The 22,166-nt window shown below is 71.2% G+C and carries 20 protein-coding genes and 1 pseudogene; 17 read left to right on the top strand and 4 right to left on the bottom strand.

Features of this window, described 5'->3' with window-relative positions; all coding sequences use genetic code 11:
* Position 1: 1 nt before the first annotated feature.
* The 6 genes from DPM19_RS12260 to DPM19_RS12235 are packed head-to-tail and all read left to right on the top strand — an operon-like array spanning position 2 to position 6,491.
* Positions 2–1,441: a sugar ABC transporter ATP-binding protein gene (locus DPM19_RS12260; RefSeq protein WP_199485082.1), complete on the top strand. Its 1,440-nt coding sequence runs from the start codon at positions 2–4 to the stop codon at positions 1,439–1,441.
* Complete coding sequence (locus tag DPM19_RS12255) at positions 1,438–2,436, top strand: ABC transporter permease (protein WP_111866474.1); 999 nt, start codon at positions 1,438–1,440, stop codon at positions 2,434–2,436. Before DPM19_RS12260 ends, DPM19_RS12255 begins: the two co-directional genes overlap by 4 nt.
* Positions 2,433–3,395 (top strand): ABC transporter permease, encoded by a 963-nt coding sequence (locus DPM19_RS12250; protein ID WP_111866472.1) that lies wholly within the window; start codon positions 2,433–2,435, stop codon positions 3,393–3,395. The genes DPM19_RS12255 and DPM19_RS12250 overlap by 4 nt, the downstream gene beginning before the upstream one ends.
* A complete protein-coding gene (locus tag DPM19_RS12245) occupies positions 3,392–4,570 on the top strand; it encodes a substrate-binding domain-containing protein (protein ID WP_111866469.1) in 1,179 nt (392 codons plus the stop codon). The genes DPM19_RS12250 and DPM19_RS12245 overlap by 4 nt, the downstream gene beginning before the upstream one ends.
* Before the next feature lie 53 nt (positions 4,571–4,623).
* A complete protein-coding gene (locus tag DPM19_RS12240) occupies positions 4,624–5,475 on the top strand; it encodes a sugar phosphate isomerase/epimerase family protein (RefSeq protein WP_111866467.1) in 852 nt (283 codons plus the stop codon).
* Positions 5,476–5,477: 2 nt separating this feature from the next.
* On the top strand, positions 5,478–6,491 hold the full coding sequence (locus DPM19_RS12235; protein ID WP_111866464.1) for a sugar phosphate isomerase/epimerase family protein: 1,014 nt from the start codon (positions 5,478–5,480) through the stop codon (positions 6,489–6,491).
* On the opposite strand, the gene DPM19_RS12230 is transcribed toward DPM19_RS12235, so the two are convergent.
* On the bottom strand, positions 6,477–7,400 hold the full coding sequence (locus tag DPM19_RS12230; RefSeq protein ID WP_111866462.1) for an anti-sigma factor RsbA family regulatory protein: 924 nt from the start codon (positions 7,398–7,400) through the stop codon (positions 6,477–6,479). The genes DPM19_RS12235 and DPM19_RS12230 overlap by 15 nt on opposite strands.
* Before the next feature lie 718 nt (positions 7,401–8,118).
* Between DPM19_RS12230 and DPM19_RS12225 the strand changes: the two genes are divergently transcribed.
* The 10 genes from DPM19_RS12225 (at position 8,119) to DPM19_RS12180 (ending at position 18,433) form a co-directional block, all read left to right on the top strand.
* Positions 8,119–9,366 carry a glycosyltransferase family 2 protein gene (locus tag DPM19_RS12225; RefSeq protein WP_111866459.1) on the top strand — a complete coding sequence of 416 codons (1,248 nt, stop codon included), beginning with the start codon at positions 8,119–8,121 and terminating at the stop codon, positions 9,364–9,366.
* A 1-nt stretch (position 9,367) separates the two neighbouring features.
* Positions 9,368–11,338: a right-handed parallel beta-helix repeat-containing protein gene (locus DPM19_RS12220; protein ID WP_111866457.1), complete on the top strand. Its 1,971-nt coding sequence runs from the start codon at positions 9,368–9,370 to the stop codon at positions 11,336–11,338.
* The gene (locus DPM19_RS12215) at positions 11,335–12,435 is read left to right on the top strand and encodes a right-handed parallel beta-helix repeat-containing protein (RefSeq protein ID WP_199485043.1); all 1,101 of its coding nucleotides are present in this window, start codon (positions 11,335–11,337) and stop codon (positions 12,433–12,435) included. The genes DPM19_RS12220 and DPM19_RS12215 overlap by 4 nt, the downstream gene beginning before the upstream one ends.
* 133 nt (positions 12,436–12,568) lie before the next feature.
* Positions 12,569–13,894, top strand: a complete 1,326-nt coding sequence (locus DPM19_RS12210) for a UDP-glucose dehydrogenase family protein (RefSeq protein WP_111866454.1) — start codon at positions 12,569–12,571, stop codon at positions 13,892–13,894.
* A gap of 254 nt (positions 13,895–14,148) precedes the next feature.
* On the top strand, positions 14,149–14,820 hold the full coding sequence (locus tag DPM19_RS12205) for a lysophospholipid acyltransferase family protein (protein WP_111866451.1): 672 nt from the start codon (positions 14,149–14,151) through the stop codon (positions 14,818–14,820).
* 56 nt (positions 14,821–14,876) lie between these two features.
* Positions 14,877–15,578, top strand: a complete 702-nt coding sequence (locus DPM19_RS12200) for a hypothetical protein (RefSeq protein WP_146778835.1) — start codon at positions 14,877–14,879, stop codon at positions 15,576–15,578.
* Positions 15,579–15,676: 98 nt separating this feature from the next.
* Positions 15,677–15,877 (top strand): hypothetical protein, encoded by a 201-nt coding sequence (locus DPM19_RS12195; RefSeq protein ID WP_111867416.1) that lies wholly within the window; start codon positions 15,677–15,679, stop codon positions 15,875–15,877.
* 68 nt (positions 15,878–15,945) lie between these two features.
* A complete protein-coding gene (locus tag DPM19_RS12190; protein WP_111866446.1) occupies positions 15,946–17,289 on the top strand; it encodes an SPFH domain-containing protein in 1,344 nt (447 codons plus the stop codon).
* A 71-nt stretch (positions 17,290–17,360) separates the two neighbouring features.
* Positions 17,361–18,032: an NUDIX hydrolase gene (locus DPM19_RS12185; protein WP_111866443.1), complete on the top strand. Its 672-nt coding sequence runs from the start codon at positions 17,361–17,363 to the stop codon at positions 18,030–18,032.
* Between the two features lie 59 nt (positions 18,033–18,091).
* Positions 18,092–18,433 carry a DUF6401 family natural product biosynthesis protein gene (locus tag DPM19_RS12180; RefSeq protein WP_111866440.1) on the top strand — a complete coding sequence of 114 codons (342 nt, stop codon included), beginning with the start codon at positions 18,092–18,094 and terminating at the stop codon, positions 18,431–18,433.
* Positions 18,434–18,439: 6 nt separating this feature from the next.
* Here the strand turns inward: DPM19_RS12180 and DPM19_RS12175 are convergent, their stop codons facing one another.
* Positions 18,440–19,291, bottom strand: coding sequence for a mechanosensitive ion channel family protein (locus DPM19_RS12175; RefSeq protein ID WP_111866437.1), 852 nt, complete (start codon positions 19,289–19,291; stop codon positions 18,440–18,442).
* A gap of 179 nt (positions 19,292–19,470) precedes the next feature.
* Here DPM19_RS12175 and hisC point away from each other — a divergent pair, with 179 nt between their 5' ends.
* Positions 19,471–20,550 carry a histidinol-phosphate transaminase gene (gene hisC / locus DPM19_RS12170; protein WP_233510063.1) on the top strand — a complete coding sequence of 360 codons (1,080 nt, stop codon included), beginning with the start codon at positions 19,471–19,473 and terminating at the stop codon, positions 20,548–20,550.
* Between the two features lie 76 nt (positions 20,551–20,626).
* Here hisC and DPM19_RS12165 read toward each other — a convergent pair whose 3' ends face one another.
* Together DPM19_RS12165 and DPM19_RS12160 are read right to left on the bottom strand one after the other, a co-directional pair.
* Positions 20,627–21,955: a transcriptional regulator gene (locus DPM19_RS12165; protein ID WP_233510062.1), complete on the bottom strand. Its 1,329-nt coding sequence runs from the start codon at positions 21,953–21,955 to the stop codon at positions 20,627–20,629.
* Between the two features lie 79 nt (positions 21,956–22,034).
* Positions 22,035–22,166, bottom strand: a pseudogene (locus DPM19_RS12160) (integrase core domain-containing protein); the annotation flags it as partial.

Raw genomic sequence — 22,166 nt, 5'->3', positions numbered from 1 at the left:
CATGACGGGGATCGGCAAGAGCTTCCTGGGCGTGCGCGTGCTGCGCGACGTGGACCTCAGCGTGGCGGCGGGCGAGGTACACGCCGTGGTCGGCGAGAACGGGGCGGGCAAGTCCACCCTGATGAAGATCCTCGCCGGGGTGCACGCCCCCGACGAGGGCCGCATCGAGATCGACGGCGGCCCGGTCTCCTTCGGCCACCCGCTCGACGCCCAGCGCGGCGGGGTGGCGATCATCTACCAGGAGTTCAACCTGCTGCCCGAGCGCAGCGTGGCCGAGAACGTGTTCCTGGGCCGCGAACCCGTCCGGCGCGGCCTGGTCGACCGGTCGGCGATGGAGAAGGCCACCGCCGAACTGCTGGACGGGCTCGGCGTGCACTCCTTCCGCCCCCGCGACCTCGTCCGCCGGCTGTCGGTCGCCCAGCAGCAGGTCGTCGAGATCGTCAAGGCGCTGTCGCAGAACGCCCGGATCGTCGTCATGGACGAGCCCACCGCGGCGCTGGCCGAGCACGAGGTGGAACTGCTCTACCGGCTGGTCCGCCGGTTGCAGGAGCGCGGCATCGCCATCCTCTACATCTCGCACCGGCTGCGCGAGGTGTTCGACCTGGCCGACCGGGTCACCGTCCTCAAGGACGGCGCCCGCGTCACCACCGTCCCGACCGCCGAGGTCGACACCGACGAACTGGTCCGGCTGATGGTCGGCCGGGAACTGCGCGACTACTACCCGCCGCGGGCCGAGCCCGGCTCGGCGGGGGAGGCGCTGCTGAGCCTGCGCAAGGCCGGCAACGACCGGCTGCGCGACATCGACCTCGACCTGCGCGCCGGCGAGATCGTCGGGATCGCCGGGTTGCAGGGCTCCGGGCGCACCGAACTGGCCAAGGCGATCTTCGGGGCGGAGCCGTTCACCCACGGCGAGATGACCCCGCTGCGGCCCCGCTCGGTCCGGGCGGCCGTCCGGGCGGGCATCGGGCTGGTCACCGAGGACCGCAAGGCCGAGGGGCTGGCGCTGCGCCAGTCGGTGCGCGACAACGCGCTGCTGGTCACCCGGGCCACCGGCCGCGGCGGCGGCCGGAGCGTCAAGGACCTGCTGGCCGCCGTCCGGATCTCCCCGCCCCGCCCGGACCAGGAGGTCCGCTACCTGTCGGGCGGCAACCAGCAGAAGGTCGTGCTGGCCAAGTGGATGACGGTGGCCCCGAAGGTGCTGCTGTTCGACGAGCCGACGAGAGGTGTGGACGTGGGGGCCAAGGCGGCGATCCACGAGCTGATGCGCGGCCTGGCCGCGGACGGGATGGCGATCATGATGATCTCCTCCGAACTGCCCGAGCTGATCGGCATGAGCGACCGGGTCGTGGTGCTGCGCGACGGCGCGATCGCGGGCGAGCTGCCCGCCGGTCCGACCGAGGAGGCCGTGATGCGGCTGGCCGCGGGCGAGGTGGCCGCGTGAAGGCCCGGCCGCAGGCCGTCCAGCTGCGGGGCGGCCGCGTGATCGCGCACCTGCGCGACCCCGCGCAGGCCATCTACCTGGCCCTGTTCGCCGTACTGATCATCGGCTGGGTGCTGGTCACCATCGACGGCGGCCAGTTCGTCACCACCGAGAACATCGTCGGCATCCAGCAGCGCTCGGCGGCGCTCGGCATCGTCGCGGTCGGGCAGACGCTGGCGATCCTGGCCGGCTCGCTCGACCTGTCGGTGGCGTACCTGATCAGCCTGACCTCGCTGGTGGCCGCCGAGGCGATGACCGGCGGCGGCATGGTCCCGGCGATCGCCGTGGTGCTGGCGGTCAGCGCGCTGGTCGGCATGGTCAACGGGCTCGTCATCACCAAGTTGAAGGTGCACGCGTTCATCGCCACCCTCGGCGTTGCGCTGATCATCAAGGGTGTGGTGGAGCACCGCTACGACGGCCCCGCGGGGGACGTGACCGACTCCTTCCAGCGGCTGGGCTACGACCGGATCGGGCCGGTCCCGGTCTCCGCCCTGCTCTGGGCGGGCGTCGCGGTGGCGGTCTGGTTCCTGCTCCGCCGCACCCGGCTGGGCTACCGGATCTACGCGGTCGGCGGCGACGAGGAGGTCGCCCGGCTGTCGGGGGTGCGCACCGACCGGGTGGTGATCTCCGCGCACGTGCTGTGCTCGATCTGCGCCGGCATCGCCGGGCTGCTGCTGGCCGCCCGGCTCGGCGCGGGGTCGCCCACGGTCGGCACCGACGGCGGCTACGACCTGGAGTCGATCGCCGCGGTGGTGCTCGGCGGCACCGCGCTGGCCGGCGGCCGGGGCGGGGTGGCCGGCACGGTCGGCGGGGTGCTGCTGCTGGCGGTCCTCGACAGCATCTTCAACCAGCTCGAAGTCAACTCCTTCTTCAAGGACGTCGTCCGGGGCGTGGTCATCGTGGTTGCGGTGGCGGTCTACGCCCGCCGCGCCCGGGAGAGGCGGACCACGGCATGAAGCGCGCGCTGCCCATCTTCACCGTCCTGCTCGTGCTGCTGATCGCCATCGCGGCGAGCAACCCCTACTTCCTGGAACCCCCGGGCTTCCTGGCGTTCCTCAAGCGCGCCGCGCCGCTGGCGATCCTCGCGGCCGGCCAGTACTTCGTCATCGTGGCCGGCGAGTTCGACCTGTCGGTCGGTTCGCTGGTGACGGTGGAGGTGGTCGTCGCCGCCCGTCTGATCGACGGCGACGACTCGGCCACCTGGCCCGTCCTCGCCCTGCTGATCGTGATCGGTCTGCTGGTGGGGCTGGCCAACGGAGTGATCACCACCGCGCTCGCCGTGCCGTCGTTCATCACGACGCTCGGCATGATGCTCATCCTGTCGGGCGCGGTGTTCCTGTGGACGGGCGGAGCCCCGCGCGGGGCGCTCTCCGAGGGGTTCCGCGCCTTCGGCCGGGAGGAGCTCGGGCCGATCCCCTGGTCGGTACTGATCCTGCTGGTCGTGGGCGCGGTCGCGATCCTGCTCATGCGCGCGGACTTCGGCCGCACCCTGATCGCCGCGGGCGACAACCGGCGCGCGGCGTCGCTGTCGGGGGTCCGGGTACACCGGGCCACGATCTTCGCCTTCGCGATCTCCGGCCTGTCCGCGGCGATCGCGGGGATCCTCCTCGGCGGTTTCGCCGGGGTTTCCGCCCAGATCGGTCAGGGCCTGGAGTTCCAGGCCATCACCGCCGTCGTCCTCGGCGGGGTGGTGCTCGGCGGCGGTCGCGGCTCGGTCGTGGCCGCGATGGCCGGCGCGCTCACCCTGGAGGCGCTGTTCACCCTGCTCAACCTGCACGGGATCTCGGGGGCACTGGAGTTCACCGTGCAGGGCGTCATCATCATCGCCGCGGTGGCGGTGGGAGCCGTCCGGCTGCCGTTCCGTCCCGGGGCGAGCATCAGCCCCCCGATGTTGAAAACGAAGGAGACGCCATGAAGCGTCGTCGGTCCGCCGCGGCCATCGTCGCCCTGACGCCCGCCATCCTGTTCCTCGGAGCCTGTACCAGCGACCAGCCCACCGGCAAGGCGGGCGGCACGGCCTCCCCGTCGGCCCAGTCCAAGTTCTTCGACCAGGCCGAGTACGAGGCGCAGCTGGCCATGCGGACCAAGACCCCGCAGGGCCCGGCCGACAAGCCGTGGGAGCAGATGATCGACCCGAAGATGGTCGACACCGCCAAGTACAAGAAGAACGGGCCGTACCACCTGTGCTTCTCCAACGCGGCGGTCAACAACCCCTGGCGGCAGGTCGGCTTCAAGACCATGCAGGCCGAGGTCGCGCTGCACAAGGAGATCACCAAGTTCACGGTGCTGGACGCCGAGGGCAAGGACGACAAGCAGATCTCCGACATCGCCGAGCTCACCGGCAAGGGCTGTGACGCGCTGATCGTTTCGCCCAACACCACCGCCACGCTCACCCCCGCGGTGAACGGGGCGTGCCCGAAGGTGCCCGTGATCGTGTTCGACCGGGGCGTGCAGACCGAGTGCCCGGTCACCTTCATCAAGCCCATCGGCGGTTACGCGTTCGGCGCCGACGGCGCCGAGTTCCTGATCGAGAAGGTGCCCGCCGGCGGCAAGATCCTGGCGCTGCGCATCCTGCCCGGCGTGGACGTCCTGGAGACCCGCTGGTCGGCGGCGCAGGCCGCGTTCGCCAAGAGCAAGCTGAACGTGGTGGGCGCCGAGTTCACCGACGGCGACGCCGCCAAGACCAAGAGCATCGTCAGCGACTACATCCAGCGGCACGGCAAGATCGACGGCATCTGGATGGACGCCGGCGCCACCGCCGTGGCGGCGATCGAGGCGTTCGAGGACGCCGGGGTGCCGGTGCCCCCGTTCGTCGGCGAGGACCAGCAGGACTTCCTCAAGAAGTGGAAGGACGAGAAGCTCACCGCCGTCGCGCCGACCTACCCCACCTACCAGTGGCGCACCCCGGTGATCGCCGCGCTGCGCATCCTCAACGGCGAGCAGGTCCCGCAGGATTGGAACCTGCCCCAGCCCAAGGTGACCGAGGCCAACCTCGACACCTACCTCCAGCCGAACATGCCGCCGCTGCACTACGCGCTGTGCGGCTGCGACAAGATGCCCGGCTTCCCGCAGAAGTGGGGCGGCAAGTAAGGAACGATGACGGGCGGCCCGCACCGGGCCGCCCGTCCTGATCGAGGAGTGCGATGCGTCCCATCGGGGTCAACACCTGGGTCTGGGTGTCGCCGCTGACCGACGCGGACCTGGCCGAACTCGCGCCGCGGATCGCGGGCTGGGGGTTCGACGCGATCGAGCTCCCGATCGAGAACCCCGGCGACTGGGACCCGGGCCGGGCGGCCGACCTGCTGGCCGGCCTGGGCCTGGCCGCCTCGGTGGCGCTGGTGATGCCGCCCGGCCGGGAACTGGTGGCGGCGCCCGCCGGCACCGTCGCCGAGACGCAGCGGTACCTGCGGCACTGCGTCGACGTGGCGGCACGGGTGGGGGCGCCGGCGGTCGGCGGGCCGGCGTACGCCTCGGTCGGCCGCACCTGGCGGCTGACCGGTGACGAGCGCCGGGCGATCTACGCCGAGCTGCGCCGCAACCTGCTCCCGGTGGTCGAGTACGCCGCCGAGCGCGGGGTGCGGATCGCGGTCGAGCCGCTCAACCGGTACGAGACCAGCCTGCTCAACACCGTCGAGCAGGCGCTCGACGCCCTCGACGGGCTGCCCGCGCAGGGCTGCGGGCTGGCCTTGGACACCTACCACCTGAACATCGAGGAGAAGGACCCCGCGGGTGCCGTGCGGGCGGCCGGGAGCATGCTGGCGCACCTGCAGGTGTGCGGCACCGACCGGGGCGCTCCCGGCGCCGACCACTTCGACTGGCCCGCGTTCGCCGCCGCGGTCCGCGCGGTGGGCCACACCGGACCGCTGGTCATCGAGTCGTTCACCGCCGCCAACCAGACGATCGCCACCGCGGCGTCGATCTGGCGCCCCCTCGCCCGTAGCCAGGACGCGCTGGCCACCGACGGCCTCGCCTTCCTCAGAACGCTGGAGGAGTAGCCATGCCCCGACCCATCACCCTCTTCACCGGCCAGTGGGCCGACCTGCCGTTCGAGGAGGTCTGCCGGCTGGCGGCGGGCTGGGGTTACGACGGGCTGGAGGTGGCCTGCTGGGGCGACCATTTCGAGGTGGACCGGGCGCTGGCCGAGGACGACTACGTTGCGGGCCGGCGGGAGATCCTCGACCGGCACGGCCTGAAGGTCTGGGCGATCTCCAACCACCTGCTCGGGCAGGCGATCTGCGACCACCCGATCGACGAGCGGCACCAGGCGATCCTGCCCGACCGGATCTGGGCGGACGGCGACCCCGAGGGGGTGCGCCGGCGGGCGGCGGCGGAGATGGCCGACACCGCCCGGGCCGCCGCGAAGCTGGGCGTCGACACGGTCGTCGGCTTCACCGGCTCGTCGATCTGGCACACGGTGGCGATGTTCCCGCCGGTCCCGCCGGAGATGATCGACCGCGGCTACGCCGACTTCGCGGCGCGCTGGAACCCGATCCTGGACGTCTTCGACGAGGTCGGGGTGCGGTTCGCGCACGAGGTGCACCCGAGCGAGATCGCCTACGACCACTACTCGACCGTGCGCACCCTGGAGGCGATCGGGCACCGGCCCGCGTTCGGGCTGAACTGGGACCCCTCGCACATGATCTGGCAGGACATCGACCCGGTGAACTTCCTGCTCGACTTCCACGACCGGATCTACCACGTCGACTGCAAGGACACCCGGCTGCGCCGCACGGACGGGCGGCGCGGCCGGCTGGGCTCGCACCTGCCCTGGGCCGACCCGCGCCGCGGCTGGGACTTCATCTCCACCGGCCGGGGCGACGTGCCCTGGGAGGACTGCTTCCGCGCGATCAACACGATCGGCTACACCGGCCCGATCTCCATCGAGTGGGAGGACGCCGGGATGGACCGGTTGCAGGGCGCCCCGGAGGCGCTGTCCTTCGTCCGGGCGCTGAACGCGATCGAGCCGCCGGCCGCGGCCTTCGACAGCGCCTTCGGATCAGGTTCCGACTGAGGGCAGCCGGAAGTACAGGCGGGTGGTGGTGCCCGCCGGCGAGGTCCGGGTGCGGACCAGGTCGGCGAGGTGGTTGGCCAGCAGCACGCCGCGCCCGCCCTCGGTGCCCAGGCCGGCCGGCCGCCGGCCGGTCAGCGGGTCGCGCAGGTGTCCCGCGTCGCTCACCTCGCAGACCAGGTGCCCGGCCGCGGCCCACAGGTGCAGGACGCCCGTGCCGCCGCCGTGCAGCACGGAGTTGGCCGCCAGCTCGTAGGCGGCGATCTCCAGCGCGTCGCCCCGCTCGCCGGTCAGGCCCAGGCGGGCGGCCCGCCCGACGGTGAACCCGCGTACCCCGGGCAGGCCAGCGCCGTCGAAGCGGAGTTCGGCGGCGCCGGGTGGGGCCGGGTCGAGCCGGTTGTGTGCGGCGACGGCGCCCTCGGGGTCGTAGGCGTCGCTGGGCCGCTCGCCGTCCCGGTCGATGATCGTCGGATGGGTGACGGCGGCGTCGGCCAGCACCTCGGGGGAGTGCCTGAGGGCGTCGTACGGGCACAGGATGGTCGCCGGGCGCCCGGCGAAGGCCAGGTTGATCAGCGCCTCGTGCTGGACGCAGGCCGGGTACTCGGCCGCCGACCGGCCGGGCCAGATGGGCTCGCCGATGATGCGGACGCGTCCCCGCGGATGGGCGTCGGCGAAGGCGCGCAGCACGCCGGGGATGATGCGCCCGGGGTTGCGTCCCGCCACGGTCATGTCGATCAGCCGGACCCGGGCGGCCTGGTCGCCGAGGGCGGTGCGCAGCAGGCGCAACCGGGACGGCGGTACCGCCACCGCCACCGGTTCCCCGGCGGCCAGGCCGCCCCGGATGAACGGCAGGGTTCCGGCCAGGTACTCACGGTCGCCGCGGTACAGCAGTGCGGGATGGGTGAACGACATGTCAGCCCTCGTGCGGCCGCGCCGGAAGACCCCGGCAGGTGCCGGGGGCAGGGGGCGTCGTGGGTTTCCGCACCTGTCCAGGCTAACCGGGAATCACCGTGGAACGATCCGGATCCGGGTTCGTGCCCCGGTTTTCGGCTCGGACACAGATCCGAGGGATAGTGGTCCGGAAATAAGCTCGTTCTCGGACTTGACAATTTCCGTACTCGGTACGGAATGCCACCCGCTCGTCCGCGCACCGCGGAGATTCGGGGCGATCCGGCAAATGTGACGAGGAACACAATGTCGGGTTCGGGTGGTAACTGAAGGCGGGCCGGATGGGTCCGTAATTACGGCCGGGGGTGCCGCTGCCGGCAACCTGATGATCTTTCCTGTCGGTGGGAGGAGGGTCTGTGCTGCGCCTATGCCGCTTCGCACGGTTTTGTGAAACAAAATTCCGTTCTAGGGAAGCGTCATGTTGCTTAAGTATGAGCAGAAAGTATCCACAATGTCCGGATCGGGGCATTGCCATGTTTCTTGTGTGTTTCGTATTTCGGCTGTGTTTATGTTTGGGGGGTTGTGTGAACGCATTGCGAATAGCGGGTGATCTCGGAGTTCCGCCTCTGGTGTATGTGCGCTATGTAGCTAATATTGCGCCTTGCCGGGAAGTCGCCTGATTTAACGGTGTTCCAGGGGTGGCGTCGCGATTACGCGGCGTACGGGGAGGGTGTGCATTGCCATGGGGTTCTTCGAGGACGCCTATGCGAAGATCGTCGCTTCGGGGGGGAGCTGGCGGGACCTGATACCGCTGGGCCTCGCCGGCCTGCTGGTGTGGTCCCTGTGGATCTACCGGGTGTTTTTGTCGCGGATCGCCAAGCCGATCGTGACCGGCTACCGGACCACCGTCTCCGTGGTGGTCCCGTCCTACCGTGAAGACGCCGACATCCTGCTCCGCTGCCTGGACAGCTGGCTGAGCCAGGACCCCGACGAGGTCATCATCGTCGTGGACGTCGCCGACACCGAGTGCCAGCGGCAACTGGCCGAAGTCGAGGACCCCCGGCTCCGGGTGCTGGTCTACGAGCACTCGGGCAAGCGCTCGGCCCTCGGCGTCGGCATCCGGGCCGCGCACAGCGAGATCGTGGTCTTCGCCGACTCCGACACCTGGTGGCAGCCGGGCCTGCTGGAGGCCGTGCAGATGCCGTTCGAGGACCCCACCGTAGGCGGCGTCGGCACCCAGCAGAACGTCTACCAGCGCACCACCAGCGTGTGGCGGCGGATCGCCGACTGGCTGGTCAACCTGCGCTACTACGACTACGTCCCGGCGATGGGCTCCAAGGGCGGGGTGGCCTGCCTGTCCGGGCGCACCGCCGCCTACCGCCGGTCGGTCATCGAACCGGTGGTGCAGAACCTGGAGAACGAGTTCTTCCTGGGCCGCCGCTGCATCGCCGGCGACGACGGCCGGCTCACCTGGCTGGTGCTCGCCCAGGGCTACAAGACGGTGCACCAGTCGTCCGCCCGGGCGATCTCGATGTTCCCCGACTCGTTCCGCGCCTTCGTCAAGCAGCGGATCCGGTGGAGCCGCAACTCCTACCGCTGCTACCTGACCGCGCTGTGGAAGGGCTGGCTCTGGAAGACGCCCTTCGTCACCAAGGTCACCGTGCTGCAGATCCTGCTGACGCCGGTCACCATGGGCATCACGATGGCCTACCTGCTGTTCAGCCGGCTGTCGCTCACCCCGCTGGGCATCGGGCTGGCCATCGGCTGGGTGCTGCTCGGCCGGGGCATCCGGGGCTGGTCGCACCTCAAGCGGCACCCCAAGGAGATCCTGCTGCTGCCACTGCTCACCCTGGTCGTGATCATGATCGCGCTGCCGATCAAGCTGTACGCCTTCCTCACCATGAACAAGCAGGGCTGGCTCACCCGGACCAGCGACCAGATCGGCGGCGAGGGCCAGAACGCCACCTCGCTCAAGGCGGGGGTGGCCTGACATGGCGGGTGAGCGAGCGAAGCCACGGCGCGGCCGGGCCCGGTGGATCACGGCGGTCGTGGTGCTGCTGGCCACCGGCGGCGGGTCCTTCGCCTACGCGCAGTACTTCTCCGGCGGGCCGGCCAAGATGCCGGGCGTCAACGACGTCCGCTTCGAGAACGCCGAGCACCAGGCCGCCCTGGTGGACGCCGAGGACGACCGGCTGATGCAGGTCCGGGCGGTCGCCGCGATCGCCCCCCGGGGCGGGCTGGAGGCGGCCCAGTGGCGCCAGCCCTACCGCCTCAACACCGGCTCGGCCTACACCCTGGTGCTGACCTCGCGCAGCGCCCCCTACACCATCGCCGACCTGATCAAGCTCGCGCCGCAGACCTTCACCCGGCTGCGGGACGGCTCCTACCTGCTGACCGAGCACATCTACGTCAACACCGGCGCCAAGCTGCTGCTGCAGAACCCGGGCGGGCTGACCATCCGGCTGGCGAGCGGCCCCAACGGCTTCGTGTCGATCGTCTCGTTCGGCGGCACGCTGACCCTCCAGGGCACCGCGCAGGTGCCGATGCGGGTCGTCAGCTGGGACCCCAAGACCAACAAGGTCGATCAGAACGTCAACGACGGCCGGGCGTACGTCCGGGCGATCGGCGGCCAGTTCGACATGAACCACACCCACGCCGGCTACCTCGGCTTCTGGAGCGGCCGCACCGGCGGCATCGCGCCGACCGGCACCGACCGGCCCAACGTGGGGTCGGCCAAGCAGGGCGGCCCGACCCGGCTGACCAAGGACCAGCGGCACGACGCCAAGCAGCGGCGGCTGGAGAGCGGCGGCGTCGAGGGGGGCCAGCCGCCCCGTTCCGGGAACATCATCGCCCAGCCGCCCGGCAAGCTCCAGGTGCCCAGCGGCACCGAGTTCGAGGTGCCCACCGAGTCGTACGTCTCGGTCAACATCAAGAACTCCCGGATCATCGGGAACGCCTACGGCGTCTTCGTCTCCGCCGCCAACGGGATCGAGATCGCCGACACCCGGATCGAGCAGAGCCTGATCCACGGCGTGGTGATGCACCGGTTCGCCAAGAACGGCTCGATCGAGCGCACCGTCTCGGTGCGCAACCGGGGCGACGGGTTCGTGCTGGCCCGGGCGACCGAGCAGATCCGGGTGGACGGCTCGACCGCCGAGGGCAACGGCGGCAACGGGTTCACCCTCAACGGGCAGCCGCTGGCGCACGGGCCGTCCGCGTCCGGGGAGTCGGTGGCCAGCTACGGCAACAACTCGGTGGCCAGCAGCGTCGCCCGGGCCAACGGCCGGTACGGCATCGAGATCCTCGGCGGCGCCAACGTGGGCGTCAACAACAACCGGGTCGAGGGCGGCGACATGGGCATCGTCGTCCGCCAGGGCGCCGGCCAGGTCAAGGTCGTCGGCAACCAGCTCACCGGGCAGCGCCGGCAGGGCGTCTCCATCCGGGACGGGGTCACCGGCACCGCGGTGACCGGGAACATCATCAGGAACGTCCGGACCGGCGTCTACGTCCGCGGCTCGGTCGTGGCCGTCCAGGGCAACACCGTGCAGGGCAGCACCAGCCACGGCGTGACGTTCGTGGGCGCCGTCGGCGGCTCCGAGGCGACGCGCAACACGATCGCCGGGGCCGGCCCGAGCGCGGTGGACCGGGCCCGCTCCACCGGCGACGTGATCCGCAAGGACAACCAGACCGGCGGCTGGAAGGACACCAGCTCGCTGTGGATCAGGATCAAGCGCTTCCTCAAGCCGATGAACCTGATCTGGGCCGGCGTCTTCCTGCTGGTGATCACCTCGGCCATCCGCTCGCGCGGCACCGGGCCCAAGATCGGCCGGCGGGCGAACCGGCACCCCTACGACCGGCAGCGGCTGATGGAGGAGCGTCCGGTGCAGGTGCTCAAGCGGCGTCCGCCGAGCACCTCGCCGAACGGCTCGGGTCCGGAGCGGCCGGAGGTGCTGGCGCGGTGAAGAAGATCGACCTTCGCTTCGTGGTCGGGGTCGTCGTCGGAGCGCTGGTGGTCGGCCTGATCGGCTGGTTCGCCGGCGGCGGCGACGCCGAGGAGGGGAAGCCGACCGGCGCGGTCGAGGAGCCCGACTGGACGCGCATCCAGCCCACCCCGGGGACCGCCGCGCCGCCCAGCGCCGCCGCGCCGCCGTCCGGCCCGCCGCCGGAACGGGGGAACGTCGACTGCCCGCCGGCCACCAAGACGGTGAGCGACGCCGACCAGCTGCACGAGGCGCTGGCGCAGGCCAAACCGGGGGACAGCATCTTCATGGCGCCGGGCGTCTACGTGGGCCAGTTCATGACCCAGATCACCGGCACCAAGGAGGACCCGATCTTCCTGTGCGGCACGGCCGCGGCGGTGATCGACGGTGAGGGCATCAAGAAGGGCTACGCCTTCCACCTCAACGGCGCGAGCTACTGGCGGCTGGTCGGGTTCACGGTGCGCAACAGCCAGAAGGGCGTGATGGCCGACGGGACCACGCACTCGGTCTTCCAGGGGCTGCGCATCCACGAGATCGGCGACGAGGCCCTGCATCTGCGCACCTTCAGCAGCGACAACCTGGTGGTCGGCAACACGATCTGGAACACCGGCCGGCGCCGCGAGAAGTTCGGTGAGGGCGTCTACCTGGGCTCGGCGGTGTCGAACTGGCGGAACCACACCAATAACAAGCCCGACAAAAGCGACCGTAACATCGTTCGTGGCAACCGGATCCGGGCCACGGCAGAGGCGGTCGACATCAAGGAGGGCACCAGTGGCGGTCAGATCATCGGCAACATCTTCGACGGCTCGGCGCTGTCCGGCGACGTCAACGACTCGTGGGTCGACGTCAAGGGCAACGGCTACCTGATCGAGGGCAACGTCGGGCGCAAGACGCCGGAGGACGGCTTCCAGACGCACCAGATCCTCAAGGGCTGGGGCATCAACAACACGTTCCGCCGCAACACGGCCCACCTCGACGGGGGCCGCGGCGTCGGGATCAAGCTCACCTCCAAGCCCAACCGGGTGACCTGCGACAACAAGATCAGTGGCGGGCGGCTGACCAACGGCGGCTGTTCCTAGCCGCGACACGTACCATCCACCATCCGTTCACCGACATCCACCACGATCCTTCGCCCATCCACCGGCCGGCCGGGTGCCGCGTCCACGACGGCCGCGATTCGAACGACCCTCCATCTCGCACAGGGAGACCCAGATGAACGAGTTGCCCCGGCTCACCGTCCTCGGCACCGGATACCTCGGCGCCACTCACGCGATCTGCATGGCCGTACTGGGCTACGAGGTCCTGGGCGTGGACGTCGACGAGCGGAAGATCGAGCGGCTGAGCTCCGGCGAGGTGCCGTTCTTCGAGCCCGGCCTGCCGGAACTGCTGACCAAGGCGCTCGACTCGGGGCGGCTGCGCTTCACCACCTCCTTCGAGGAGGCCGCCGAGTTCGGCGACGTGCACTTCCTGTGCGTCGGCACCCCGCAGCAGCCGGGGTCGGACGCCTGCGACCTCACCTACGTGGACGGCGCGATCCGGTCGCTGGCCCCGCACCTGACCCGCAAGGCGCTGATCGCCGGCAAGTCCACCGTCCCGGTCGGCACGGCCGCCCGGCTCACCCACCTGGTCCGGGAGCTGGCCCCCGCCGGGGACGAGGTCGAACTGGCCTGGAACCCGGAGTTCCTGCGCGAGGGCTTCGCGGTCGACGACACCATGCGGCCCAACCGGCTGGTCTTCGGCGTCACCTCCGACTGGGCCCGCGAGCAGCTGCACGCGGCGTTCCGCCCGGTGATCGACATCGGCACGCCGGTCGTCGTCACCGACCTGCCCACCGCCGAGCTGGTCAAGGTGGCGGCCAACTCGTTCCTGGCCACCAAGATCTCCTACATCAACGCGATGGCGGAGGTCTGCGAGGCCACCGGTGCGGACGTGCGCGACCTGGCCACCGCGCTGGCCCACGACGACCGGATCGGCGGCAAGTTCCTCCAGCCCGGCCTGGGCTTCGGCGGCGGCTGCCTGCCCAAGGACATCCGGGCGTTCGCGCACCGGGCTGAGGAGATCGGTGTCGGCCAGGCGGTGTCGTTCCTGCGCGAGGTCGATGCCATCAACCGGCGCCGCCGCTCCCGCACCGTCGACCTGGTCCGCCAGCTGCTGGGCGGCCGGCTGGACGGGGCCCGCATCGCCTGCCTGGGCGCCGCCTTCAAGCCCAACTCCGACGACATCCGTGACGCCCCGGCGCTGGACGTGGCGCGCACCATGCACGGCCTGGGGGCGCATGTGCGGGTGTACGACCCGGCGGCGCTCGACAACGCCCGCCGCGCCTACCCGGAACTGCGCTACGGCACCAGTGCCCTGGACGTCGCCGCCGACGCCGACGTGGTGGTGCTGCTGACCGAGTGGGCGGAGTTCCGCGAGATCGAGCCGGACGTGATGGCCGGGGTCGTCGCCAAGAAGCGGATCGTCGACGGCCGGCACGCCCTGGACGCCGACCGCTGGCGCGGCGCGGGCTGGGAGTACCGCGCGCTCGGGCGTTCCTGATCCGATCCGGCGGCCGGCCCCGGGTGCCGGCCGCCGGATCGGAAATGGCAGGCGGTTACTAAAGAGTAAGAAATAGCGGAACTCGGGTTACTTGTTGGTATTGAGCTTTTTCGTCAGTTCGACCATAGATGAAAGTGTTCAATCTCACTCAAATCTGCCTTGAACTGCGGTGACGTGGTCTGATCTCAGCCCCGATGAAGCAAGATCACCTGTCCGGCGGTTAGAGTGAGCGTGCAGAATTACCGGGAGGCTTGGTGTTCTACACGTTCATGTCGCGGGTGGTCGCTCCCATCCTCCGGCTGCTTTTTCGTTCTCGCGTCGAGGGAGTCGAGAACGTCCCCTCCGGCGGCCCGCTGATCGTCGCCAGCAACCACCTGTCGTTCATCGACAGCTTCATCATCCCGCTCGCCCTGCCCCGGAAGGTGACCTACATCGCCAAGGCCGACTACTTCGGCCAGCCCGGCATCAAGGGCCGGTTCGTGCACTGGTTCCTCACCACGCTCGGGCACGTCCCCGTCAAGCGCGGCGCCCGCCGGGCCGCGATGGGCGCGCTGGAGCAGGGCCTGGAGATCCTCGCCGAGGACGACAGCGCCTTCGCGATCTACCCCGAGGGCACCCGGTCGCTGGACGGCCGGCTGTACCGGGGCCGCACGGGCATCGGCTGGCTGGTGCTGGCCTCCGGCGCGAAGGTGCTGCCGATCGGCCTGGAGGGCACCGACCGGATCCAGCCGATCGGCAGTTCCTGGCCGCGGATCGGCCCGCGCGCCACGGTCCGGATCGGCGAGCCGATGGACTTCTCGCACTACCGGGGCCTGCCGCCGGCCAAGGCCCGCCGGGCGATCACCGACGAGATCATCGAGACCATCCAGAAGCTCTCCGGCCAGGACTACACCGGCACCTACAACGACGGCGCCGACGCCGGCTGAGTGAACCCGCGTGTCGTGGCGGCGGCCCGGCCGGGGCCCGGCCTAGGGTCGCCCGCATGCTGAGGATCCCTCCCCGGCCGCTGCTCGTGGCCCTGCCCGCCCTGCTGGCGACCGGCTGTGGCGGGGGCCCCGGCCGGCCGGCCGAGCAGGCGGCCACCCGCCGTGCCGCCCCCGCCGGCATCGTCTACACCTCCGACCAGCTCGAACAGGCGCTGCTTCCCGAACTCGTCGGCTACCAGCGGTCGGGCGAGCCCGACTCCGGGGAGTACGGCGCCCTCAAGTCCGTGCAGAGCTACGACCGGATCAGAGGCCAGGTCAAGCTGGACAAGCCGCGCTGCGCGGACGGCGCGGTGGGGCTGGTCTCCGCCGAGCGGACCGCGCCGACCGCGACCGTCTCGTTCGGCCGGGGGGACGCGCACACCGTCACCCAGGTGCTGATGGCGCTGCCCGCAGCCACGGCCGACCGGCAGGTCAAGCTGAGCGTTCCGGCGCAGTGCCGGCGGTTCCGCAGCCAGGTGGGCCGGCAACTGTCGGAGCACCAGGTCGCCGAGTACCCCGGCGGCGACATCGGTCTGGGCTCCCGGACGGTGGGGGTGGCGACCGTCACCGGCGCCGCCCGGGTGAAGACCTGGTACGTGGTGACCCGCGGCCAGGGCTACCTGTCCACCGTCAGCCTGTACGGCGCGTCCGCCACCCGGGCCCAGGCCGAGCTGCTGGCCCGCCGGGCGTACGAGCAGGCGGAGCGCATCCTGCCCTGAGGGGTTCGCCCTCGCGGTGCTCCGCGGGATAGCGTTTGGCCCTACAACGGCCGGCGCGGGTGCTCCGGTGGCCGGCGACGAGGTGAGTGGACGGTGCGATGATCGGGCGGCAGGGCCGGGTGACCGGCCGGATCGGGCCGGGCCTGGTCGGCGAGGTGATGATCCCGATCCGCGGTGGCGTGGAGGCTTTCTACGCGCACCCGGTCGATCCCCGGGACGAGATCACGGTCGGGTCGATCGTGGTGGTGGTGGAGTACCACCCGCCCCGCACCGTTTATGTGGCACCGGCTTTCGGATAAAGCTGAACCAATCACCATTTCTCAGCGTCTAGTGAATGCTTGCAGCCACTCGATGCTGAGGAGTAGTGATGCCGATGACCGCAGCCGCGTTGCTCGGCGCGATCGGCGGGTTGATCGCGCTGGTTGTGATCTTCAAGATGGTCTGGCGGGTCGCGGAGCCCAACGAGGCTCTGATCATCTCCGGTCTGGGCGCCCGGTCCCACAACAAGGACACCGCCGACAGCCTCGGTTTCAAGATCGTCACGGGTAAGGGCACCGTCGTGCTGCCCGGCTTCCAGACCTCCCGGCGGCTGCGGCTCGACAGCCGCGCGGCGAACCTCGAGGTCTCCTGCGTCACCCAGCAGGGCATCCCGGTGCACGTCCGGGGCGTGGTGATCTACAAGGTCGGCGACGACCTGGTCTCCATCGCCAACGCGGCGCGGCGCTTCCTGGAGCAGCAGAAGTCGATGGACGGCGCCATCCACGAGCTATTCACCGGCCACCTGCGCTCCATCATCGGCAACCTCACCGTCGAGGACCTCATCCTCAACCGCGAGCGGCTGACCAGCGAGGCGCGCGGCTCCGCGGCCGACGAGATGAGCAAGCTCGGCCTGATCGTGGACTCCCTGCAGATCCAGGAGATCGACGACTCGACCGGTTACATCAGCAACATCGGCCGGCCGCACGCGGCCAAGGTCGCCGCCGCCGCCCGGATCGCCGAGGCCGAGCGCGACCAGGAGGCCACCCAGCGCGAGCAGGAGGCCGCCGCGCTCAACGCCGCCGCGATCCGCGACAGCCGCATCAAGCAGGCCGCCGCGCAGGCCGAGATCGACGCCGCCACCGCCCGGCAGGGGCAGGCCGGCCCGCTCGCCGAGGCCGAGGCCAAGCAGCAGGTGGTGGTCCAGGAGACCCGGGCCGCCGAGCTGGAGGCCGAGCGCGCCGAGAAGCAACTGCTCACCACGGTCCGCAAGCCCGCCGACGCCAAGGCGTACGAGACCGTCACGCTGGCCGAGGCCGAGCGCGAGGCCCAGATCAAGCGGGCCCAGGCCGAGGCCGAGGCGATCAGGGTGAGCGGTGAGGCGGAGGCCTCCGCGGTCCGCGCCAAGGGCCTGGCCGAGGCCGAGTCCATCAAGGCCCGGGCCGAGGCGCTGGCGCAGAACCAGGAGGCGGTCATCGCCCAGCAGCTCGCCGAGAACTGGGCCGAGATCGTCATGGCCGGCGCCGAGGCGTTCAACAACATCGACAACATGGTCGTGCTGAACGGCACCGACGGCATCCAGGACATGCTCGCCAAGGCGCTGACCATGGGCGGCACCGGCCTCGGAGTCGCCCGGCAGCTGCTGGCCTCGATGGGGCCGCAGCCCCCGGCGCCCGCGCCGCTGGCGGCCAACGGGTCCGACGCTCCGCCCCCGCCGATCGAGCGGGCCGAGTGACCGGAACCGCCCCCGGACCGACCACCGCGTAGTGACCGCCGGAAGCGATCACAACCAGTAACGTGCAGGGCATGACCGTTCCCCGGGTCGCGCTCACCGTCGATCTCGTCGTCCTCACCGTGCGTGAGCAGCGGCTCAGCGCGCTGACCTGGCGACGTGACCGCGACCCCTACGACGGTTGCTGGTCGCTTCCCGGCGGGTTCATCCAGCTCGACGAGGACCTGCCCGTGGCGGCGTCCCGGCTGATGGCCGAGCGGGCCGGGCTGGCCGACGTCCGCATCCACCTCGAACAGCTCGCCACCTACGGTTACCCCGACCGCGACCCCCGGCAGCGGGTGGTCAGCGTGGCCTACCTGGGCCTGGCTCCGGACCTGCCCGCCTCCAGCCGGGCCCAGGTGCTGTGGCGGGCGGTGGCGGAGCTGACGGCCGAGCGGGCGGCCTTCGACCACCGGCGGATCCTGCGGGATGGGGTGGAGCGGGCCCGGGCCAAGCTGGAGTACACCTCGCTGGCGGCGGCGTTCTGCCCGGCCGAGTTCACCGTGGCCGAGTTGCGCCGGGTGTACGAGATCGTCTGGGGCACCCCGCTCGACCCGCGGAACTTTCATCGAAAAGTTACCGGCGCCGACCGGTTCCTGGTGGCCACGGGGCGGACGACCACCCGCGACGGCGGGAGACCCGCCCAGCTCTACCGCCGCGGCGACGCCGAGCAGCTCAGGCCGCCCATGCTGCGTCCTCGCAGTTGACACACCCTACTTCTCAATTCGGTCAAAGCAGTGTCATGTGGTTGCTAGCTTCTCTGGGCATGACTGGTGAGTTCGCCGACGAACTGCATGCCATCATTCACGACATCGGCGTCGCCGGAGTCGCCAAGATGGCCGAGACACCCGGGCTGGCAGCCGAGGTCGACCAACATGCCGCGGCCGTGCGCGACATCGTCGTCGCCTCGGGCGAGCGCCTGAACGAGGCGTCGTTGCTCGACTACCTGCACGGCTTCGCCGAGGCGGCGGTCGAGCGCGGCTGGTGGCCGGGTTCGGGGGGCCCCGACTGGGAGTTCATCCGGGTCGTGGCCGTCTGCTGGCTGCTGAGCAAGGTGGGCGAGGACGCGCCTGCCGACACGCCCCCGCCGCCGGCCTTCGAAGGCTGACCGGCCTCACTTCTCCCTGCCCCGCCGGAACGCCTCCCCGCTCTCGGTCGCGCCGCTCTCGGACGCGCCGCCCGGCCGCTCGGCCGTGGTCGTGCTCGGGGTGGTCCGGTCGCCGGGCCGCTCGGCGCCGGGCTCGGCCGGAACCGGACCGCCGCGGGCCGCGTCCTCCCTCCCGCGCTCGTAGGCGCCGCCCCGCGGGACGGTGCGGGCCTCCTGCTCGATCTGTTCGAGCCAGCGGTTCCACCGCGCCTCCATCGGCCGGATCATGCCGCCGCCGACACCGATGGCGAGGATGGCGCCGATGGTGGCGAGCACGGCGATCAGGAGGGGCCCGGTGATGGCCGTCGCGATTCCCACCTGGGCGAGCGCCGCGATGATGCCCAGGGCCAGGATGAAGACCGCCGCGGCGTTGGCCACGAACCGTCCGTACGACCGGGTGGACAGGGCGGTGCTGATCAGGTCGCGCACCGCGCCGGCGATGGCGGCGGCCACCACGATGATCACGATCGCCACGATGAGCAGCGGCAGCCAGGCGACGACCGAGGACAGCAGCGTGCTGACCGGGTTGGGGCCGAAGGCGCTGAAGGCCAGTTGCAGGGCGATCAGCAGGATGAGATAGAAAACGATCTTGGCGACGATGCTGCTCGCGTCGTACTTGCTCCGGCGCAGAGTGTCGCCGACCACCCCGCGCTCGACCATGCGGTCGAAGCCCACCCGTTCGAGGACGACGTCGACGAGCTTCTGGAGCAGCCGGGCGATGATCCACCCGATCGCCAGGATGGCGATGAAGGCGACCAGTTTCGGCACCACATCGCCGAGTGCGTTCCCCCAGTTGCGAAGAGTCTGCTGGAAGTCCATGGGCTTTTATCCCCCGATACATGGACTTGGAGATGTGCTCTGTGTGATCGGAAGTACCCGAACCGTCCGATCTCATGCAGTGCGCCGTTTCCGCTGGAAGGCGTAGGGTTGGTCACCGCGCGGGCGACCGCGCAGTGATCACTTTGAGTGTCAGGGCAGGTTGCCCGGGAGGAAGCCCAGTGTCCGAGCCAGCCACCCCGCGTTTCCGCTCGGTGCTCGACCGTTTCGTCGCGTACAAGCCGGGCCGGACGGCGACCGCGCCCGACGGCCGGTCGTTCAAGCTCTCCTCCAACGAGTCCCCGCACGGCCCGCTGCCCTCGGTGCTGGCGGCGATCGGCGAGGCCGGGCGGGGCGTCAACCGCTACCCCGACAACGCGGCCGCCGGGCTGATCACGGCCCTGGCCGAGCGGTTCGGGGTGCCCGAGGACCACCTGGCAGTCGGCTGCGGGTCGGTCGGACTCACCCAGATGCTGCTGTCGGCGGTCGCCGAACCGGGCGCGGAGGTGCTGTACGCCTGGCGGTCGTTCGAGGCGTACCCGGTGCTGGTCTCCCTGTCGGGGGCGGAGTCGGTGCAGGTCCCGCTGCGCGCGGAGACCCACGACCTCGCCGCGCTGGCCGACGCGATCACCGAGCGCACCAGGCTGGTCTTCGTCTGCAACCCCAACAACCCCACCGGGACGGTCGTCCACCGGCCCGAACTGGAGGAGTTCCTGGACCGGGTGCCCGCCGACTGCCTGGTGGTGCTCGACGAGGCCTACCGCGAGTACGTGCGCGACCCCCGGGTGCCCGACGGCCTCGACCTGTACGGCGACCGGCCCAACCTGGCCGTGCTGCGCACCTTCTCCAAGGCGTACGGGCTGGCCGGGCTGCGGGTCGGTTTCCTGGCCGCGCACCCGGTGGTGGCCGGTGCGGTGCGCAAGACGCTCCTGCCGTTCAGCGTCAACTCCATCGCGCAGGCCGCGGCGGTGGCCTCGCTGCGCGCCGAGGAGGAACTGCTGGAACGGGTGGAGCACACGGTCAAGGAGCGCGACCGGGTCCGCGGCGCGCTGCTCGGCCAGGGCTGGACGGTCCCGCAGACCGAGGCCAACTTCGTCTGGCTGCGGCTGGGTGAGGCCACCGCGGACTTCGCGGCGGCCTGCGTCGCCCAGGGGGTGAGCGTGCGCCCGTTCCCCGGCGAGGGCGCCCGGATCTCGATCGGCACGCCGGAGGAGAACGACGCCTTCCTCGCCGTCGCCGAGTCCTACCCGCACCGCGCCTGAGACACCCGCAGGGAAAGACACCTTCGTCCCGGGCTGCGCGCCCGCCCACGGGCGTCTGAGACGCGTACGGAGGCCGTCAGGCCGGGGCCTTGGGCCCCAGTTTCTCCACGATCAGCCGGTAGAGCTGCCGGGGCCGTCCCGGCTGCGGGGTGCGGTTGGGCGGCAGCGGCCAGGCCAGGCCCTCCTCGACCAGGGTGCGCAGCAGCCGCCGGGCGGTGCGCGGCGTGACGCCGAGCATCTTGCCCGCGTTCTCGGCATCGACGATCAGCGGCTGGTCCTGGTCGCTGAGCTTGTCGGCCAGGCGGGCCAGGATCTCCAGCCCCTTGGGCTTGGCCTGCGGCTGGGCGCGCGGCGGGGTGCGCGGCGCGGGCACCAGCGCCCGGCCGTCGCGGTCGAGCGCGAAGCCCTGCGCCCGCTGCGAGGTCTGGGAGCGGGCCAGCGCGGCCCGGGCGTGCGCCTCGGCCTCGTGCGCGGTGCGGCCCATCCCGATGCCGACCTCCACGGCCAGCCCCAGCTCCTCGCGGATCCGCTCGACGAACGGCGGGGTGCGGAACCCCTCGGTGGCCCCGGCCACCGAGCCGCGGGTGGCCGTCACCAGGTAGCTGTGGTCGTCCAGCGGCCACACCGAGGCGTTCATCCGGTGCGACTCCTGCAGCAGCACCCGGTGCAGCGCCAGCTTGAGCTCGTCGCGCCAGTAGCGCGGGGTGACCCGGCGCGGCGTCTCGCGCAGCGTCGGGACGTCGATCAGCACCACCACCAGCTGCGACTCCTCCAGCCGGTGGTGCGCGCCGAGCAGCGCCGCGGTCTGCAGCGACGAGCGGATCGCGGCCCCGGTCGGGCGGACCCGGATGGTCGGCACCCCGGCCAGCTCCATCCGCTCCGCGGTGGCGTGCACGCAGGTCATCGCCACGGTGGTCGCCCCCCGCCGCCACAGCCGCTCGTGGAACGCCGCCAGCGTTCCCGGCCCGGCGGCCTCCTCGCGCAGGTGGACGTGCTCGGTGCCCAGCCCGATCTCGCCGTAAGCCTCCTCGACCTCGGCCCGCCCCAGCACGTCGATGCTCACCTTGGCCGGATCGAAGCGCTCGTCCAGCGATGCCCGCAGCAGCGCGCCCTGCAGCGCGGCGCCGTTCAGCGGCACGTAGGTGGCGGGCATGGTGAGCACCCCCGCCTTGCGCGCGAAGTCGTAGGGGACGGGACTGGCGAACAGGCACACGTCCACCCCCGACCCCAGCCGCACGACCTTGTCGGCGGCTTCCTGCTCGTCGCGGTAGGCCGCGGCCACCAGCCGGCTCGGTACCGGCGTGGGGCCGTGCCCCATGAGCATGACCCGCTCCACCAGATCATGTGGCCCGACGACCCCGATCGTCAGGTCGGGCGCCACCGCGCCCGCTCGTGCCGCGGTCATCTCACGCCGCCCGCGTTCGTTACGGCCCCCGGATGAGCGCCCACCCACGCCCACGCTCCGCCCAACGGTTGACTCATGGCTAGCTGTTCTGTCCTGACAGGTTGGTGACGCGGCTGGCGGGTGGTTGGCCGTCCAGGGCGGTGTGGCCGCGGTGGTGGTTGTAGGTGTGGAGCCAGGTGGGGAGTGCTTGGCGGCGTTGGGTTTCTGAGGT

The organism is Actinomadura craniellae (assembly GCF_003289645.1).
Lineage (GTDB): Bacteria > Actinomycetota > Actinomycetes > Streptosporangiales > Streptosporangiaceae > Actinomadura_D > Actinomadura_D craniellae.
This window is presented reverse-complemented; position numbering and strand designations above follow the sequence as displayed.